We start from the raw sequence: 18,039 nt of genomic DNA, 5'->3' as shown, positions 1-18,039 counted from the left end.
AAGACAGCCTCTCTACCATCACTGAATTTTAAGGACAACAGCTCATGCTAGATCAACGCCCAACTCCCTCTGCTTCTAATGGCAAAGTGCCAACATCGTTAGATGACTCACTCCTCACCTCCCAGCCTCAGCCACTAGAGTCAGCAGAGGTATCACCAAATGCTAAGGTGCCCGCTGTTTGGTGGCGGCAGTTCAATCAAAGTTGGGATAACCTTAGTATTCGGCTAAAACTGACGTTGCTGCTGGTAGCGGCGGCGGCAGTGCCTGCCGTAATTGTGACAGAGGGTATCGGTCGGATTGCTCAGAATGACCTGATTGATGGGTTGCAAGTAGGGTTGCAACGCGGTATGGATACGTTGGATGAGGGCATCCGTAGCGCTCAAGAAGACAGTAAAGTTGATGCAAATACGATCGGTCACCTGGTGGAAACAGCCGCCATTGATTTGAGCAATCCTAAGGAGGTTGCTGCTAATCGATCGCGGCTGCAATACTTCATCGCTGATGCAAACATCCTGGAAGCGGGGGAGCAACAAAGCTTTATTGTGTTGACTGACGCCCAAGGGCGAGTCATTGCTCAAAACAACCAAATTCTGGCAGAGAATTTTGCTAGCTATCCAGCCTTGCCCAAAGACGGTAGTGCTCCAGCACCAGCGACTTTCCGCCCCGTGACAGTGCCAGTCGGAGCATCACTCGCTGATCTACCCATCTTCAAAGAGGCGCTGAGCCGCAACAAACTGCTAGATGGCGTAGAGCTGTTAAAGAGCGACCAACTCAAACGTCTAGGGCTGGCAGAGCAAGCCGCAATTAATGTGCGATCGCAAGACACAAAAGGCTTGGCAGAAGCTAAGCAGCCTGCACCAGAAGGCACCTACGACATTGACCAGGGCAAGATCGGTTTGGTTGCGATGGCGGTTCACCCCTTATCAGTGAAGGGGCGCGTTGTTGGTAGTGCGATTGTCGGTCGAGTTTTGAATCGTGACTTTGGTGTAGTGGATCGCGTTAAACAGACTGCTGGTGTTGCCACTGCTACCCTGTTTGCTCAAGATTGGCGCGTCAATACCAATGTGCCTTATAGCGATAAAAGTACCCGTGCCATTGGCACTCGTGCTTCACGAGAAGTCGCAGATCAGGTGCTTACTCAAGGAAAGACCTTTACGGGTCGGGCAAACATTGTTGGCGATACCTACCTCACGCTCTACAAGCCGTTATACGACCATCGCCGAACGCTAAACCCAGCCCAAGCTAAGCCGATCGGTATTTTGTATGTTGGCGACCCTGAGAACAAAGTTAATCAGGTATTGCAGAAGCAGCAGTTGATTGGTCATGGTATTGGTGTTGGCTCTCTGGCATTAGCAGGTTTGTTTGCGGTTGGCGTTGCTGGCACGTTCTCGCGTCCGTTGAAGCGTTTGGCTCGCTTTGCCCAACAGGTGGGAGAAGGAAATTCAGGTGTACGGCTAGAAGCAACGGAACGTCAAGACGAGATTGGCATTCTTGCCCGCGAATTGAATCAGATGACGGTCAGTATTGAAACCAACCTGGAAGCAGCCCGCTATCAGGAAGAACTACGGGGACAAGAGGCTATCCAACAACGGCAAGGCAAGGAAGCACTCCAAAAACGCGCCATGGAATTGCTTATTGAAGTTGACCCAGTGAGTAGAGGTGACCTGACAACTCGCGCCAAAGTGACAGAAGATGAAATCGGGACGATCGCCGACTCTTACAACGCTACAGTTGGCAGCTTGCGGAAAATTGTGACCCAGGTACAGGCAGCCGCCCAGCAAGTAGCGGCAACGGCGGGAAGCAGTGAAGATTCGGTACAAGTGCTATCGAGCGAAGCGTTGCAGCAGGTAAAGGAAATTACGATTGCGCTCGATCGCATTCAGGAAATGTCTCTCTCCATTCAAGCCGTTGCTGCTAACGCTGAGCAAGCCGAAGCAACCGTACAACAAGCGGCTAAAACGGTAGAAGAGGGCGATGCCGCTATGAACCGCACTGTTGATGGCATCATCGCTATCCGAGAAACAGTGGCAGAAACGTCTAAGAAGGTGAAGCGGTTGGGTGAATCGTCCCAGAAGATTTCTAAAGTCGTGAACCTCATTGGTTCGTTTGCTGCTCAGACCAACCTTCTGGCGTTGAATGCATCCATTGAAGCTGCGCGTGCTGGTGAAGAAGGTCGTGGTTTTGCAGTCGTTGCTGATGAGGTGCGATCGCTGGCACGTCAATCTGCCGCAGCCACTGCCGATATTGAAAAGCTAGTTGCTGACATTCAAACAGAAACCAATGATGTGGTTGCTGCGATGGAAGCAGGTACAGAGCAGGTTGTGACTGGAACCAAGCTGGTGGATGAAACACGGCAGAGTCTGAACAAAATCACTGCTGCCAGTGCCCAGATTAGTGCCCTGGTGGAAGCGATCGCTCAGGCAACCGTAACCCAGTCTCAGGCATCTGAAGCCGTGTCCCAAACGATGAACGATGTTGCAGCCAGCGCTAACAAAACATCCACCGGAGCCGCTGAGGTATCCACTTCGTTCAAAGACCTCTTGGCAGTAGCTCAAGCGCTACAAGCTAACGTGGGTCAGTTCAAAGTGAACTAAAGGCTTGAGTTGCCAAACAGTTTAGGGCGTAAAGACTGAGGAATTGTCTACGCCCTTTTCCTACTCCCGTTCGGCTGAGCACTCACGTCGAAGCTTACTCCCTACGCCCTACTCCCCACTCCCAGCCCGTTCTTCCCTTCATTCCCCGCAAGATTATGGCGATCGACTCTGATATTCGCGATCAGGCGTACCAGTTTTTCATTCAGGAAGCGCCTGAGCTACTGCAAGTAATCGAAACAGAACTGCTAACCCTCAGGCAAGAGCGCAGCACAGCAAAGATACACAACATGATGCGGGCTGCTCATTCCATCAAAGGGGGTGCTTCCTGTGTTGAGCTGGAAACGATCAAAATGGTGGCTCACCGTCTTGAAGATATCTTCAAAGCGTTACACCACGATGAGTTGGAGATTGATGACGCACTCGAAAGCGGTTTACTACAAGCGTATGACTGTCTCCGCCTGCCGCTGTTAGAAGCCATTGCTACGGGAGAAGAACCTGATGCCGAACAAACGATCGCCCTTGCAGAACCTGTCTTTGCTCAGCTTGAAGCACAACTGCACAACTTTTTGGGAGCCAGTGCCAACCTACCTAGCTCCATTGAGTTAGGGGTGGATATTGCTGCATCCATTTTTGAGGTGGATGTGGCGGAGGGCATGGAACGCATGAAACGGGTGTTAGCTCGTCGTCAAAATAATGAGATGGCAGCCGAACTTCACGCTCAGGCAGAAGTGTTTGCAGGCATTGCAGAACTATTGACCCTACCGGGCTTTGGCTCGATCGCTACAACCGTTTTGGCAGCGCTAGCAGCCCATCCTGATCGAGCGTTGGACATTGCTCCACTGGCATTGGCAGATTTTCAGGTTGCCCAACTAGAGGTATTGGCAGGCGATCGCACTCAAGGCGGAGCACCATCCCCCGCCCTGACCCAGTTTGCGATCGTGGCTCCCATCTCAACGCATCCATCGCTTACAGTCCTTGAAGATCTCAATCTTGTTTCAGATGCTGCTTTAGACGACATTGCTTTAGATGCTGGGCTAGAAGACATGGCTACCTTGTCAATGCTGGATGAGCTTTGGGGCGAGACAGCCGTTACCAAGCCCGGTACTGACTCCATTACAGCAGGCGCTACCTTAGATGATGTTTGGAGTGATGCTCCAGTTGCAACCGAATTCGCTTTTCTAGACTCTTTCGGGGTTAATGAACTTGATGCCGATGCACTGAATGGGAAAGCTCTCCCAGTGATGCCTACGGCGCTCATAGAGCAGATGTTTGTTGATCACGGGCTTGAAAATCAGGCGATCGCGCCAATCGAGCTACCCTCTGTTACAGCGGAGCCAAATCATTTAACTGATCCACTTGCTGCCGTACTCGCGCTTGATGCTATTTTTGGTGATTTAGCAGTTGGTGAAAGTGCTGATCCAGTTCTACCAGTAGTAGGAGAGCTGCAACCAGAATCTGAGGCAATATCTCAGACCAAAGGCGATCGTGTTCAAGCTTTGATGGAATCAATTACACAAGACTTCGATCACTTGCCAACAGTTGAGGCAATCCCACCCCTCTCTATGTCGCCTGCCGCCAGTCCTGTAAAGACGGAGATCGCAGCCGCCAGTTCGATTCCAGCGAATTACAAGCAGTATCAGAAGCCAGCAGCAGGGGCAACCGCACCCTCAGAAGCCGTCAATCAGCTTTCTGTACGGGTGAATCTCGATCGCCTGGAGCGGATGAATAACCTCGTTGGCGAGCTTGCCATTAACCGTAACGGACTATCACTGCAAAACGAACAGCTACAAACGGCGGTTCAGGAATTGTTGCGTCGGTTTGCCAAGTTTCAGTCTATGGGAACTCAGTTGCGCGATCTATCCGATCAAATGTTGATAGCGCCCGATCGTCACAGCTCCTGGAGTCGCTCTCAAGCGAGAAATGGTATTACAACTGGCGTGACTAACGGCACAGCACAGTTAACCACTCAGCCTACTAGCCAACAGCGTGGGTTTTATTCCGCAGACTTTGATTCACTCGAACTCGATAGCTACAGCGACCTCCATCTACTTCTGCAAGCCACATTGGAAGAAATTGCCCAATTGGAGGAAACGGTTGGTGACATTGTGCTGTTGAGCGGTCAATCCAATCAAACGTTAGAAGGACAACGTCAGAAACTTAATCACTTACGTGATGACCTGATGTGGGCAAGAATGCTGCCTCTTAGCGAAGTACTCAATCGGTTTCCACGCACCTTGCGCGATTTAGCGACCAAACATGGCAAACCAACTAATCTAAAGCTAAGTGGTACTGGTGTTTTAATTGACAAGGCGGTACTAGAAAAACTCCAGGATCCTTTACTGCACTTGCTCCGCAATGCATTTGATCATGGTATTGAGCCGCCTGAAATACGGTTGCAACAGGGCAAGCTAGAACAAGGTCGGATCGAGATTCGAGCCTACCACCGTGGAAGCCAAACCATCATTGAGATTCGGGATGATGGACGCGGTATTAACCTGGAAAAGATTCGTCAGCAGGCGATCGCAATGGGCTACTTCACAGCAAAACAAGCTGCTGGTATGTCCAATGACCGTCTTTTGAATTTGCTTTTTGAACCAGGCTTTTCTACTGCTAGCGAGGTCAGTGATTTATCCGGTCGGGGCGTTGGGTTAAATGTGGTATGTGCTCAACTGCAAGCACTTAAGGGTACTGTCACTGTCGCTTCTGAGCCTGGACAAGGAACCACGTTTACGCTGCGGATTCCACTCACGCTCACGATCGCCAAGCTACTGGTTTGTCTAGTTGGGGCAACAGCCGTAGCGTTGCCATCCGACAGTATCGAAGAGATCTTGATTCCCAAAGCTGATCAAATTAAACAGTCCAATGGACAATCGTTTCTCCATTGGCGTAATCAACTCGTGCCAGTACAACCCTTATCTGGTTTGTTAGATTACGCCTATCCCTTACCCGAAAGCCTTCCTAATCAAGCGTTAGTAGCTGTGCCAACACCAGAGACGTGGGCAGCCCCGCTACTCCTGCTGCGTCAGGGTGATCAAATGCTAGCGCTCGAAATCGATCGCTTGGTGACAGAGCAAGAGTTGGTCATCAAACCCTTTGGAGCCGCGATCGCACCACCAAGCTATATCTACGGCTGCACTATTTTAGGCGATGGAAGCCTGGTTCCTGTGATTGACGGTGTTGCCTTGTTTAGTCAAATTACCGCTAGCACTCAGCTGACCAGTCCTGCTCCGTCGTCTACCGCTTTGCCCACGGTAACGTCTCGTACAGGCGCTACCGAGCCGAAGCCCACTCTTGTCTCAGCCAAAACACCCACACTCTTGATTGTGGATGACTCGATTGCACTGCGCCAAACCCTGGCATTGACGTTGCAGAAAGCAGGCTATCGGGTTTTGCAAGCGCGCGATGGTCGGGAGGCGATCGAGCAACTTCAGCAAAATACAACCATTCAACTGGTTATTTGCGACATTGAAATGCCGAACATGAACGGCTTTGAATTTCTCACTCAGCGCCGTCAAGATGCCTCGCTTTCAGCCATCCCAGTTGCTATGTTGACCTCTCGTGGCAGTGATAAACATCGACAGTTAGCCATGCACCTGGGAGCCAGCACCTATACAACCAAGCCCTATATTGAGCGTGAATTTCTCGCGATGCTCACCCAGATCTTAAAGCCTGTTGAGCAACCTGCAATGGCTGTAGCAACGTGAATTAGAGGAACTAACCATGAATCATCATTCAGTGAATGCGTCTATGACTGACATTCGGCAAGCAAAGACAACCGTGACAGCGCCTACCCTGAAAGCGATCGCCTGCAAAATTGGGCATCTCAATTTGGCAATTCGCATCGAATCGGTTGATAAGATTCTGAAGCAGACACCTGTTTACAGCAGTGGCTTAAATAGTGTTGGCATTGCCCATGTGGGCGATCGCGAAGTAACTGTGTTCGATTTAGAGCGGCACTTGTTTCAAACTAGCAACATGGATACAGCTCAAACTGGCTATCTTGTTGTCGTTCGCAATACCGCTAATGAATTTCGTGGCATCCCGGTAGCACTACTTCCTACCTTGATCGACATTCCCTTACCAACGCTGCGGCTCTTGCCAGAGTCTTACCGCCACAGCGATACACTGGGCATTGCTAGTCATGTTGCCCTTATTCCAGAGCCAGAAGGCTTACTAACCTTGTTTTTACTTGATTTAAATCTCGATTTACCACTTGTTAAAATTGCTTAAACATAGTTGGCAACTAACAGCAACTCTTATTTGTTCTCCTTGCAACTCAGGGCAGAGGTTTTAGAGACTATTTCTCTTCCTTCCGCTTGATATAGAATCCTGCTCTAGATAGGGACAGCTACTGTAGGTCGCCTGTTAACTTAAGAGCATGACAAAGGTTTTTCAGACCACTATTCAACTGGAGTTGACATCATGAATATCTTGGCTTGGATCGTTTTAGGTTTAATTGCAGGCGCAATCGCAAAGGCTCTTTTTCCTGGGCATCAGGGTGGCGGCATCTTGGGCACCATGATTCTGGGTATTGTTGGTGCGTTCGTCGGCGGTAGTCTTTTCAGCTTCTTGACCACTGGAACACTGGCGTTAACATCAGCTGGGTTGAGCATTGGTGGCATTGCAGTAGCGGTACTGGGCGCGATTGTAGCGCTGTTCATCTACTATGCTGTGACCCGTCGGAGTGCTTCCTACTAATTGCTTAGTTCTTGAATCACTTTCAATCTCTAATGGTGAAGCCCCTGCACAAGCAGGGGCTTTTGTTTAGCTAGGTATAGCATCAGGAACGCTGACCCCGTAGCTGTTAAGCGTACAAGGGTCAGCAGTAAATGAACATCTTGCTTGGACTTTTCAGTCCACTCCTTGAGCTTAGTGCGAGTTGTTAGAAGCTTGCGTCTTTCCATAGAGGGGTCAGGCAATGCACCAGGCATCTCTTACGATAGAGAATGTATAGGGGCTTCCCACCGTTCGACAGAGCTTTGTGCTAACTAAGAATTGAAGGTCATTGAGGGAGAAATTAGCGATCGTCCGTTAGTTGTCTCTACCTGGGCTATAAGTCAAATCTATGCTTCAGCCTCAGTCACTAGAGCTGAAGAATGACTTATATAAGGGTGGCAGACCGCTTAAACCAGCGTTTCATTGCTCCACTTGCGTTTGGCTACAACATTTAGTGCAATGAGGGATCACGGGATGCCTCATTGCACTAACAGCAGCAGTAAGCTGTGAATTACGATCTTTCGACGTACAAACGTATTAATCAATAAGCTGGTGACAAGACTCGAACTTGCGACCGGCTGATTACAAATCAGCTGCTCTACCAACTGAGCTACACCAGCACACCATCAGTAAAACATACTAACAAACTCTGTCGCGTTATGCTCGATCGTGCCTACTGATTAATTTGCTAAAGCACTCGTTGAGCCGTCGTACTTTTCGCTCGTTCTATGTCTTGTGACGACTTCATACTAAGAACTCGGAACGATCGTCCAAACGGTGTTCTCAGGATGATAAGCTAACGAATGCAACTAAAGTGCTAGGACAAGCTTAAATGACCGGGTTAACCGAGGTTCCCTACTTGCTGCGAGCAGCTCGCGGCGAAGCGTTAGACCGTCCGCCTGTGTGGATGATGCGGCAAGCAGGACGTTACATGAAAGCCTATCGGGACCTGCGAGAGAAGTATCCATCCTTTCGTGAGCGCTCAGAAATCCCCGAAGTCGCGATCGAGATTTCGTTGCAGCCCTGGAGAGCTTTTCGTCCCGATGGTGTTATTTTGTTTTCGGACATTGTAACCCCTCTACCTGGTCTGGGCATTGAGATGGATATTGCTGAAGGCAAAGGTCCAATCATCGCTGATCCTATTCGTACCGAAGCGCAGATTAATGCACTACATGCATTGGAACCAGAAGCCTCCTTACCCTTTATTAAGCCCATCTTGCAAGCGCTACGGGCAGAAGTGGGCAACCAGTCTACTGTCTTAGGTTTTGTAGGCGCACCTTGGACACTGGCAGCCTATGCAGTTGAGGGGAAAGGGTCGAAAACCTACTCCATCATCAAGCACATGGCGTTTTCCAACCCAACGGTTCTGCATCAACTGCTGGCAAAGTTAGCGGATGCGATCGCCGTTTATGCCCGCTACCAAATCGACTGTGGCGCACAAGTTGTGCAAATGTTTGACTCGTGGGCAGGGCAGTTGAGTCCTCAAGATTACGAAACCTTTGCGCTACCCTATCAACAGCAAGTCTTTCGCCAGATTAAGGAAACCCATCCTGACACGCCACTGATTTTGTTGGTGAGTGAGAGCGGCGGACTGCTAGAGCGCATGGCGCAGTCTGGAGCCGACATTTTAACCGTTGATTGGACGGTGGACATGGCAGATGCGCGGACAAGATTAGGCAAAGAAATGATTGTGCAGGGTAACCTTGATCCGGGTGTTCTCTTTGGCTCTAAGGACTTTATCCGCGATCGTATTCTTGACACAATCCGTAAAGCTGGCAATAGAAAGCACATCCTGAATCTAGGGCATGGTATTCTACCGAACACGCCTGAAGAAAATGCTGCCTTCTTCTTTGAAATTGGCAAACAGGCTGATCAATTGTTAGCCGTTCATGCTTAACCCCGATGACGCTTAAGCGGATTTTTGTGACTGGTGCAAGTGGCTGTATTGGTCACTATGTAGTTGAAGCTCTGATTCAGGAAACTAACCACGAGCTTTTTTTGCTGGTGCGAAATCCAGAGAAGCTGAAGTTTGACTATCACGCTCGCCCTGGTATCAACATTTTACAGGCAGATTTGCGCGATATCGAGCAGTTCAGTGACTTGCTGAAGACGATCGACTGCGCTGTGCTGATTGCGACTGCATGGGGAGGGGCGCAGGAGGTTTACGAAACCAATGTGGTGAAAACGCTTCGCCTTCTGAGCCTGCTTGACCCAGAGGTGTGCCAGCAAGCAATCTATTTTGCGACTGCCAGCATTCTCGATCGCAATAATCAACCGCTTAAAGAAGCGGAGAGCATCGGCACAGACTATATCCGCTCTAAGTACGCCTGCTTTCAACAGTTTCCTAAGCTCAAAATTGCACCCTGTATTACCACATTATTTCCCACGCTCCTGCTAGGTGGTGATGCTAACAAACCGCAATCACACGTTTCGTCTGGCGTTGTACAGGTTGCTAACTGGGCGTGGCTACTGCGATTCCTGAAGGCAGAGGGCAGTTTTCACTTTATCCACGGCAAAGATATTGCTCAGATCGTGCGTCATTTAATTGATCATCCGCCTGCTGAGGGCGAACGTCGCCAGCTTGTGTTGGGCAATCAAATGGTGACAGTGAATCAGGCGATCGAAGAAACCTGCCTTTACCTTAATAAGCGCCTTTACTTTCGCATTCCTCTTACACCAAAGCTGGCAAATCTCTTCATCGCCCTCTTCCGCATCAAGATGGCAGACTGGGATCGTTTCTCCATGCATTATCGGCACTTCACCCATCGCCATGTCGTTAGTCCAGAAACGTTTGGGTTGCCGACCTACTGCGCTACGTTTATGGATGTTTTGAAGCTGAGTGGTGTTAGCAGGCGCTAGCTAAACAGTAGGAGGGACAGAGCTCAGGATGTACTTTATCTCTTTCTCCAGCCGGAAAGATAAAAGTGAGCGATGTTACCTTCGCTAGAGAAATATTTGCTATCCAGTGTCTGTGCTGGGCGATGAACAGAGGGCAGTGAACTGTTCTTAGTCACATGGAATGACGCTCGACTTGGTAAGTCTTAATGGCTAGCGCTCTATTGGGTCATCTCATGCTCTTGAGCTTTGCATGGTTTGCTTCTACAAGTGGCGTCTTATGACTTCGGACGATCGCCCCCTTCCAACCGTCGCTGCAACCGCTTTAAGGTCTGATACATTTCCGGCAAGCGACTGTAGATGGCAGAAGACTTAAGATAAATTTTGTGATCAACAGCGGGGTAACCAGAGACAACTTGCCCTGCATCAACGGTGCCGTGTACGCCCGTCTTGGAGGTTGCGATCGCGCCTGCGCCAATCTTTGCGTTGTTTGCAGCGCCAACTTGCCCAGCTAGAATTGCGCGATCGCCAACTTCTACCCCTCCTGCTAGACCCACCTGAGCGGCGATCGCGCACGCTTGCCCAATCTGGCAACCATGACCAATATGCACCAAATTATCCAGTTTAGTACTGCGTCCAATGCGGGTTTCGCCGACTGCCGGACGATCAACGGTGGAGTTACAGCCAACTTCTACGCCATCTTCTAAGACCACGTAGCCCGACTGCTCCATTTTGTACCAGCCGTCACGAGTTGGGACGAAGCCAAAGCCTTCAGAGCCGATGACTGCACCCGCATGAATCACACAGTCTGCACCAATCTGGGTCCGTTCGTGGATGACACTGTTGGCATGGAGAACCGTACGATCGCCAAGCTGTGACTCTGGATAGACCACTACGTTAGGGTGAATGCAGACTCGATCGCCAACGCGCACGCCTGCCTGAAGTACCACATGAGCGCCGATCGCCACATCCGCTCCCAGTTGCACTGACGGATCAATCACAGCGCTAGGGTGAATCGATGGTGCCAGACGAAATGGTTGGTAAAACAGCGCGATCGCCTGAGCAAACATCAGCCGTGGTTCGGGTGCTTCGATCCAGGCAATGTTACGATCACTGGCTGCTGCCTGGAGTGCTGCATCCTTGGGCAAAATGAGCGCACTGGCAGCCGTCGTTTTGATCTGTGCTGCAAACTTTGCGCCTTCGATGTAACTAATTTGCCCTGTGATCGCGTCATCGACCGCAGCAACACCCGTCAGCTCCGCATCTTCACTGACTGCCGACTGCAACGGCTGACCGATGATGGCACTCAGTTTCTCGATCAGTTCACTAATTTTCATCCTTCCCCCGCTCGTCATCACGCTCCACCGCCCTTACCGTACCAAAAAGGCGACGCACTCAACATGAGGTGTTTGAGGAAAGAAGTCGACAGGTTGGACTCGCGCTAACCGATATTGGTTGTCCTGGCAGAGAAGTTTTAGGTCACGAGCAAGCGTAGCAGGATTGCAACTGATATAGACAATGCGATCGGGTGCCAACTGAGTAAGTGCTTCAATCACCGCAGCATCACAGCCTCGGCGGGGCGGATCAAGCAGCACAATATCAGGTTTTGCATCCAATTGAGGCAGCAGCGTTTCCACGGCTCCTTCGATAAAGGTGACATTCTCTAACTGGTTCAAGCTGGCGCTAAGTCTGGCTTGCTCAACCGCTTCGGGCTGCACCTCTAGCCCGATTGCCTGCCGAACTCGTGCTGCTAGCGGCAGGGTAAATGTCCCGATACCACAATAGGCATCCAGCAACAGCTCATGCCCTTGCAGTTGCAACTCGTCGATGATCGTTTGCAGTAACGCTTCCGCCTGCTCGGTGTGGATCTGGAAGAAGGTGTCGGGTCGCAGTTGAAAGGTCAACCCCGCAAAGGTTTCGTGCAGGTAGGGGTGTCCGGCAACGCAAACAGTCTCGCGCCCAAAGATGGCATTGGTGCGATCGGGGTTTACGTTCAGCGACACACCTGCAAGCTTGGAATAGCGTGCCAGCCATGCCTCTGCCTGTTCCTCAAGTCCTGATAGGTTCTTGTCTTTCACCACCAGCGTCAGCAGCATTTCACCCGTACGTCGCCCAATGCGGAGTGCTAGATGGCGCACCTTGCCCCGATGGAGTTTTTCGTCATAAATGCCCCAGCCACGATCGTACAGGTCTTGCTTTACCTCTGCTAGAAGGGGATTCAGCCGGACATCCTGAATCGGGCACTGGTTGAGGTTAACAATGTGATGACTGCCTTTCTGGTAATAGCCTGCCTGAATTTGCCCCGCTTGCGATCGCGCCAGTGGGTAAGTCGCCTTGTTGCGATAGCCCAAATCTGCCTCTGCTGCCAGAATGGGAGAGACTAACGGTTGGCTAAACTTACCAATGCGTTCTAATGTCTGCACAACCTGATTGTGTTTGGCAGCAAGTTGGTAGGGGTAATCAACGTGCTGCCACTGGCAGCCGCCACACTTGTCTGCCACGATGCAGCGAGCGCGAATGCGATGAGGCGAGGGTTCCAGCACCTCTAGCAGCTTGCCGTGAGCATACTGGGGCTTGACACGCAACAGTCGTACGCGCACCCGATCGCCCGTCACCGTGTCGGGCACAAAAACTACGCGCTCATGCGATCGACCGACACCATCACCGCTATCGCTCAGGTCAGTAATGGTCACGTCAACGACCTGTCCTTGCTGCCAAGGTTCCACTGGTGCAGCTAAGTTATCTTCAGACGGCAGGGAAGTTAAAGACACACGACCTCATTGTAAAAGGGGCACAGCATGATGAAGACCACACGTTCTGTCGCCTTCGGTGTGAACGATACTTCAAAATTACTGTAAGCCTCCATACTATCAACTCTCTCAGCAAGGCGGGTTGCACGAAGTTTTAGATGAGTGGATGGCGACAGACCGGCACTATTCTGCTGAAACCAAGGGGATGAAAGAGGGCGCGATCGCCTTTTTCACTCCCACTTCCGGCTCCTTCTTCTCTAACGCAAATGTTAACTATTGTAAAACTGTGCTCAGGGTTTTTTCTCTACCCTTTCGCTGTGTCCCCTTGAGTCGTTAAACTACAAAGAGATATCCGCAGAGACACAACCATAATTATGAGTGTAGTTAGCCAAGTCATTCTGCAAGCCGACGATGAACTGCGTTATCCCACCACGGGTGAGCTTCAGGGCTTGCAAGGATTTTTTCAAACGGGCGAGCAGCGTACCCGCATTGCGGCAACGCTATCGGAAAATGAGAAAAAAATTGTGCAGCAAGCCAGTAAGCAACTTTGGAAAAAGCGTCCAGACTTTATCGCTCCTGGCGGCAATGCCTATGGCGACAAGCAGCGTGCCCTGTGCCTGCGTGATTATGGCTGGTACCTGCGTCTGGTGACGTATGGTGTTCTAGCAGGAGATAAGCAACCGATCGAAGCGATCGGTCTGGTCGGTGCACGAGAAATGTACAACGCTCTGGGTGTACCTGTTCCTGGTATGGCAGAAGCCATTCGCTGCCTGAAAGCGGCTTCTCTAGAGCTACTTTCGACAGATGATGCGGCAGAAGCCATGCCCTACTTTGATTACATTATTCAAGCTATGTCTTGAACGTCTAGAGAGCAGGGCACAGAACCGTTCGTAAAATAGCTTCCCCGCTGTTAGTGGAGGCTTTGGCAATTGTGAGCCAGAGCATTTACTGAGAGCGGGGAATTTTAGTAGGAAATGGCAGAGCGGTTTAATGGGACATGGGAAGCGTCGCGTGCAGCAATTGCAATATCTTCTGATGTGCGGAATAATCTGGGCGAGGTTTGTAGTTGTAACTATGCAGGCAACACAATACCCATTCCAAACGCTTAGCTTCTTTTAGCTTCTTAACGTCAAGGCGAAGGGTAGTTTGTCCTGATGAAGGACTCGATCGTGAGTCTATGCCTGAAGCGTTAGCGTTTCTCAAGCAACCCGGTTTATCCGTCTAGCCCCCAGGAGTATTTTGCATAATGCCATCTGTAACCCCTACAGCAACGCAACTTGACCAGGCAAAGCAGGCGATCGCTGCTTACATTACCAGCCTTGCTAGCCACCCCGATCGACGCGAGGGTGCTTATCCCTACTACTTATTTCATGAGCCTGGGAAACCCATTCTCGGTACGGTGATGCTGTTTCATGGGTTCAGCGCCAAACCGCATCAAATGTGGCGCTTGGCGGATTACTTGTTCCAAAACGGGTTCAATGTCTACCAGCCGTCAATCTTTGGACATTCGCTGCTTAATCCTGCTAAAAACTGGGCGCAAGTTGACCTTAAGCCCGAAATTGCCGTGCCGCTGAAGGCAAAAGTGGCACAAGATCCAGTGTTACAGACTTACTTTGCTAACCTTGCTAGCAATCCTAATGTTGCCGCCCAGCCGAACCCGTTGCAGCAAGCTGCATTAGTCAAGCGGTTGGTAAGCATCGAGCCACGCCTGTTGGATATTGTGCAGTCGATCGAAACCTACGATGATCCCGATTTCGATGAATACTTCACCTCGTCCCATTTGGAGTACCTGACCCACGCAAAGGCTCGGTTGGCAGATATCGCGTCGATCCCTGGAGCGGTGTATACCGTGGGTTTATCGGTAGGTGGAGCCGTAGCGTTGGCATTGGCGGCAGCAAAGCCCGATCGCGTGCGGAAGGCTGTAGTCTATGCGCCTTTATTAAGAGTATATGACGAGCAACGGCGGCAATACGTCAACCTCACGGGTCCGCTCGACATTAAGGAAATGGGCTGGGATCCAAATCTGCTGTTTCCAGTGGGTTGCTTTACGGCAGCCGACCGCTTTGGCGGCGGTGTGGTCATGAGTCCTGCATCGCTCAACTCGCTCAAAAAAGTGCCCATTTTCATGGTGCTGACCGAAAACGAAGATGCAGCAGACGTCCAAACGAATCAAGACTTTTACGAAAAGACGGGCGCAGAGCAGGACGGCAACCGCTACTATCTCTATCGCGCTATGGATCTGGTGCCACATCCGATGGTTGACCCGACAGAAGTTAGCCAGAATATGAGCAACCGCTTCTGGCAAAGCCTGTATCAAGAAACGTTCCGCTTTCTAACGACGGGCGAGGTCGATATTCCCAACATGGGCAATTTAGATCAAGACCCAGAATTGCCGCAGGTGCCTCCAGTGAGCTAGGAGGTTGTTAGTTGTTAGTTGTTGATTATTGAACGATGTAACAGTTCTTGTTTGAACGAGAGACAAGCTTGTAGTTTTCAAGGCGATTTCTAGCAAACAAAAGACCCGTAGGGGCAGGTTTGATACCAACGTGATCGGCTATGAGCCAAGCTTCTGGCAAAACCTGCCCCCTACAAGCGGTACATTCTCTCTCAGAAATCTCTTAAGGTAGAAGCAGGAGGTAGAAGGGAATCCACATTCCTCATTCCTCTTTCTTTCTGCCTTCTGCCCTCTGCCTCCTGCCTTATCCCGGCTCTACTTCGCCTGATTAGGACGCTGTAACTAGGTTTGGAACAATGATGTAGCCTTCGGCGAGGTTGCCAAGGGTGAGGTTGCGTTCTAAACCCCAGTACCACCAGTGCGCGGCGACGTAAGCACACATCAGACTATCCAGTTGATCTTCCAACGCTTTCAAAGCGGTTCCTTTAAGCGGGATTTCGTTTGGCAAGCATTTGCTTTGGTTGACATCGAGTGCTGGTTCAAAGGTTGGAAGTCGATCGCACAGATACTGCTGTAGCCGAGCTAGTTCCACACGTCGGTCTGCCAATTTGCCTTTTTTGTATTTCAAGATTCGCTCTAGCCCAAAGAGATGAACGATCGCGGGATGAGGAAAGACCTCAATCTGGTGTCGCCCAGACTGCTGTGGTGCGATCGCAGGTGCATGGTGGAATCCCTTTGCTTCCAAGCTCAAACCAAAGGCAACGGTACGCGCCGCAAAAGGCAAGCCCAAATTGGCAGGATAGGAACCCGCATGGTAGCGACCAAAATGCTTGTGCGTGAGGCGATCGCACAGCCGCATTCCGGTTGCATTGGGGATCAGCGTTGGCGCATCAACCGCAATCACGCCAGATTCATCGGGTGCCATGCAGGTATCCACCCAGGCAAGAATGGCTGCGGTGTCGTCCTCTCGTCGCAAATCCACCAGTTCTAGCCTGCCAGCCTGCCAATCGAGGCAGCATAACCCACTTGCCCCGGAACTCCACCCCAAGTCGATGCCCAAAAATTTCATTTAAAGGTCTGTGCGAGAATAAAGGCTAGCGTTTGATGAAAGGGCGCGATCGAGGTTAATCAATATGAACTCAGAAACCCAACCGAATTCTAAAGCAAGTCATCTTAAGTCTGCGCTCTTCATGTTTTTCGTCAGTGCGGTTCTGGTTATTGGTATAGCTCTTCTGAATAGGGATAATCCGAAGTTCGATAGCTTGACATTCTTAGGCGCTAGTTTTTTCATCATTAGTCTGATTGCATTCTTTCCATTCTTAACGCTTAAGTTTTGGGGCACCTATGCGCTTTTAGCCATTGTCAGCGCCTCAATCATGGCTGTACTAATGAAGGAGCAAAACCCACAAGTAAGCAGCATCAGTTTTTTGAGCGCACTTTTTATTACGTTTGGGGTAATTGCAGTGGCTTCTGTGGATCGCCTGCAATTGCTGCTACACAAGCTTGGTTATCGAGCAACCGTTGACTACAGCAATGCTACGGTCGGGTATTCAGATGGAAGCCCTAACTTCGGCACCGATGGTGGTTGGGGCGGTGGTGGCTGTGGCAGTGATAGTGGCGGCGGCGACTGCTCTTGAGCATCACTGGGGAATAAAGGCAGCACCTGATACAGGTTAAACAGTCATTACAAAGTTAGCCTGATGAGCGTTTGAAGGTGATAGGGTTGCGAAGTCTTGGCAAGATTCTGAGGTTAGTGGATAGATGCTGTTGTTGTAGGGCTTCAGGAAGCCTAAACTGACGTACAAAAAGGCAATAAGCATTTTGCTTCAGTTGTCTAAGTTCCGGTAAAACTAAACATTCATTTGGAGGCAGTCTCATGTTTGTCGATTACCTTACACTCATGCTCATTAACTTAGCGGCTGGACTCGCCCTGTTAGCTGCCTATGTCTACTTTGGGCTGGGTGAGGCAAATCAGAAACGCTGGGTGCCTGGCTTTGGTGTCGTCGGTGCGATCGCGTTAGTCACTGGCTTACACATGACGTTGACCTGGCCCATTATTGGCAGCTTCAATATTGCCTTCGGCGAAACAACTGTCCTATTTGGCATTCTCTTTGTCGCAACTTCACTCACGCTGGCAATGGGTTGGGATCTCTTTACTCTGGGCGTTTATGGCTTCTTTGCAGGGCTTGTATCGCTGCTCATTGGCGTTCGCATCATCAACCTGGGATTAACAAAAACTCCTTTATTGACAGGCGTTGGGTTTGTTTTAGTTGGCTTAGGAGGCGTTTTTTCTGCACCAGCCCTCCATCTCAAGGAAAACCGGCTCTTGCGAACGATTGGAAGCATTGTGTTACTTGTGGCAGCGCTCATCTTTGCATTTATTGGCTTGGGCGCTTACTGGGGACATCTTGCAAGCTTCTCGACATGGCAGCCTAAGTAGTCGTCGTAGAATCACTGCTACCTCTGAGAAAAAGCGTAATTGGTATGCAGATGCAAACCTTAGGTGAGCTTGCTTACAAATTGGCAGCCCCCCGTTTAACTGCAACAATTGCAGCTTGAGTGCGATCGCTCAATCCCAATTTCCCTAAAACTTATTCACATGAGCTTTGAAGGCATCTTCACATCGTAAGAAAGTGTTTGTAAATGCTGGTTAAGCAGGTTTCAAGTTCCTCGTTCGTCGGTTGTTTGTTAACCGCCTCAGCATCAACCGAATCATGACCACATAAACCATGCCTTCATGATTTTCAGG

At 50.4% G+C, this 18,039-nt stretch carries 13 protein-coding genes and 1 tRNA gene; 10 read left to right on the top strand and 4 right to left on the bottom strand.

The window, feature by feature from the left end; all coding sequences use genetic code 11:
• Positions 1 to 44 precede the first annotated feature (44 nt).
• The 4 genes from H6F86_RS04210 to H6F86_RS04195 all read left to right on the top strand — a co-directional run bounded on the left by H6F86_RS04210 (position 45) and on the right by H6F86_RS04195 (position 7,292).
• Positions 45 to 2,594 carry a methyl-accepting chemotaxis protein gene (locus tag H6F86_RS04210; protein WP_190446860.1) on the top strand — a complete coding sequence of 850 codons (2,550 nt, stop codon included), beginning with the start codon at positions 45 to 47 and terminating at the stop codon, positions 2,592 to 2,594.
• A gap of 155 nt (positions 2,595 to 2,749) precedes the next feature.
• A complete protein-coding gene (locus H6F86_RS04205; RefSeq protein WP_190446859.1) occupies positions 2,750 to 6,298 on the top strand; it encodes a hybrid sensor histidine kinase/response regulator in 3,549 nt (1,182 codons plus the stop codon).
• Between the two features lie 16 nt (positions 6,299 to 6,314).
• Positions 6,315 to 6,824, top strand: a complete 510-nt coding sequence (locus H6F86_RS04200; RefSeq protein ID WP_199305041.1) for a chemotaxis protein CheW — start codon at positions 6,315 to 6,317, stop codon at positions 6,822 to 6,824.
• A gap of 192 nt (positions 6,825 to 7,016) precedes the next feature.
• Positions 7,017 to 7,292: a GlsB/YeaQ/YmgE family stress response membrane protein gene (locus H6F86_RS04195; RefSeq protein ID WP_190446858.1), complete on the top strand. Its 276-nt coding sequence runs from the start codon at positions 7,017 to 7,019 to the stop codon at positions 7,290 to 7,292.
• Positions 7,293 to 7,857: 565 nt separating this feature from the next.
• Here the strand turns inward: H6F86_RS04195 and H6F86_RS04190 are convergent.
• Positions 7,858 to 7,930: transfer RNA gene (locus tag H6F86_RS04190), tRNA-Thr, on the bottom strand.
• Positions 7,931 to 8,142: 212 nt separating this feature from the next.
• On the opposite strand from H6F86_RS04190, the gene hemE reads away from it, so the two are divergent.
• Together hemE and H6F86_RS04180 are read left to right on the top strand one after the other, a co-directional pair.
• Positions 8,143 to 9,207 carry a uroporphyrinogen decarboxylase gene (gene hemE, locus H6F86_RS04185; RefSeq protein ID WP_190446857.1) on the top strand — a complete coding sequence of 355 codons (1,065 nt, stop codon included), beginning with the start codon at positions 8,143 to 8,145 and terminating at the stop codon, positions 9,205 to 9,207.
• 5 nt (positions 9,208 to 9,212) lie between these two features.
• A complete protein-coding gene (locus H6F86_RS04180; RefSeq protein WP_190446856.1) occupies positions 9,213 to 10,169 on the top strand; it encodes an NAD(P)-dependent oxidoreductase in 957 nt (318 codons plus the stop codon).
• Between the two features lie 254 nt (positions 10,170 to 10,423).
• Here H6F86_RS04180 and lpxD read toward each other — a convergent pair whose 3' ends face one another.
• Positions 10,424 to 11,482, bottom strand: a complete 1,059-nt coding sequence (lpxD, locus tag H6F86_RS04175; RefSeq protein WP_190446855.1) for a UDP-3-O-(3-hydroxymyristoyl)glucosamine N-acyltransferase — start codon at positions 11,480 to 11,482, stop codon at positions 10,424 to 10,426.
• A 33-nt stretch (positions 11,483 to 11,515) separates the two neighbouring features.
• Entirely contained in the window at positions 11,516 to 12,916 is a 1,401-nt protein-coding gene (gene rlmD, locus H6F86_RS04170) for a 23S rRNA (uracil(1939)-C(5))-methyltransferase RlmD (protein ID WP_347240082.1), read from the bottom strand.
• Positions 12,917 to 13,269: 353 nt separating this feature from the next.
• Here rlmD and apcD point away from each other — a divergent pair, with 353 nt between their 5' ends.
• Positions 13,270 to 13,755 carry an allophycocyanin subunit alpha-B gene (gene apcD, locus H6F86_RS04165; RefSeq protein ID WP_190446854.1) on the top strand — a complete coding sequence of 162 codons (486 nt, stop codon included), beginning with the start codon at positions 13,270 to 13,272 and terminating at the stop codon, positions 13,753 to 13,755.
• Positions 13,756 to 14,141: 386 nt separating this feature from the next.
• Positions 14,142 to 15,311, top strand: a complete 1,170-nt coding sequence (locus tag H6F86_RS04160; RefSeq protein ID WP_190446853.1) for an alpha/beta fold hydrolase — start codon at positions 14,142 to 14,144, stop codon at positions 15,309 to 15,311.
• A gap of 307 nt (positions 15,312 to 15,618) precedes the next feature.
• Here H6F86_RS04160 and H6F86_RS04155 read toward each other — a convergent pair whose 3' ends face one another.
• Positions 15,619 to 16,359 carry a DUF429 domain-containing protein gene (locus tag H6F86_RS04155; protein ID WP_190446852.1) on the bottom strand — a complete coding sequence of 247 codons (741 nt, stop codon included), beginning with the start codon at positions 16,357 to 16,359 and terminating at the stop codon, positions 15,619 to 15,621.
• A gap of 193 nt (positions 16,360 to 16,552) precedes the next feature.
• On the opposite strand from H6F86_RS04155, the gene H6F86_RS04150 reads away from it, so the two are divergent.
• The gene (locus H6F86_RS04150; RefSeq protein ID WP_190446851.1) at positions 16,553 to 16,927 is read left to right on the top strand and encodes a hypothetical protein; all 375 of its coding nucleotides are present in this window, start codon (positions 16,553 to 16,555) and stop codon (positions 16,925 to 16,927) included.
• Positions 16,928 to 17,166: 239 nt separating this feature from the next.
• Positions 17,167 to 17,730, top strand: a complete 564-nt coding sequence (locus H6F86_RS04145) for a DUF981 domain-containing protein (protein WP_190446850.1) — start codon at positions 17,167 to 17,169, stop codon at positions 17,728 to 17,730.
• Positions 17,731 to 18,039 lie beyond the last annotated feature (309 nt).

Source organism: Phormidium sp. FACHB-592, assembly GCF_014695795.1.
In the GTDB taxonomy this organism is placed as follows: domain Bacteria; phylum Cyanobacteriota; class Cyanobacteriia; order Leptolyngbyales; family Leptolyngbyaceae; genus Stenomitos.
The sequence above is the reverse complement of the archived record's forward strand: the minus strand, read 5'-3'. Positions and strand labels throughout refer to the sequence as shown.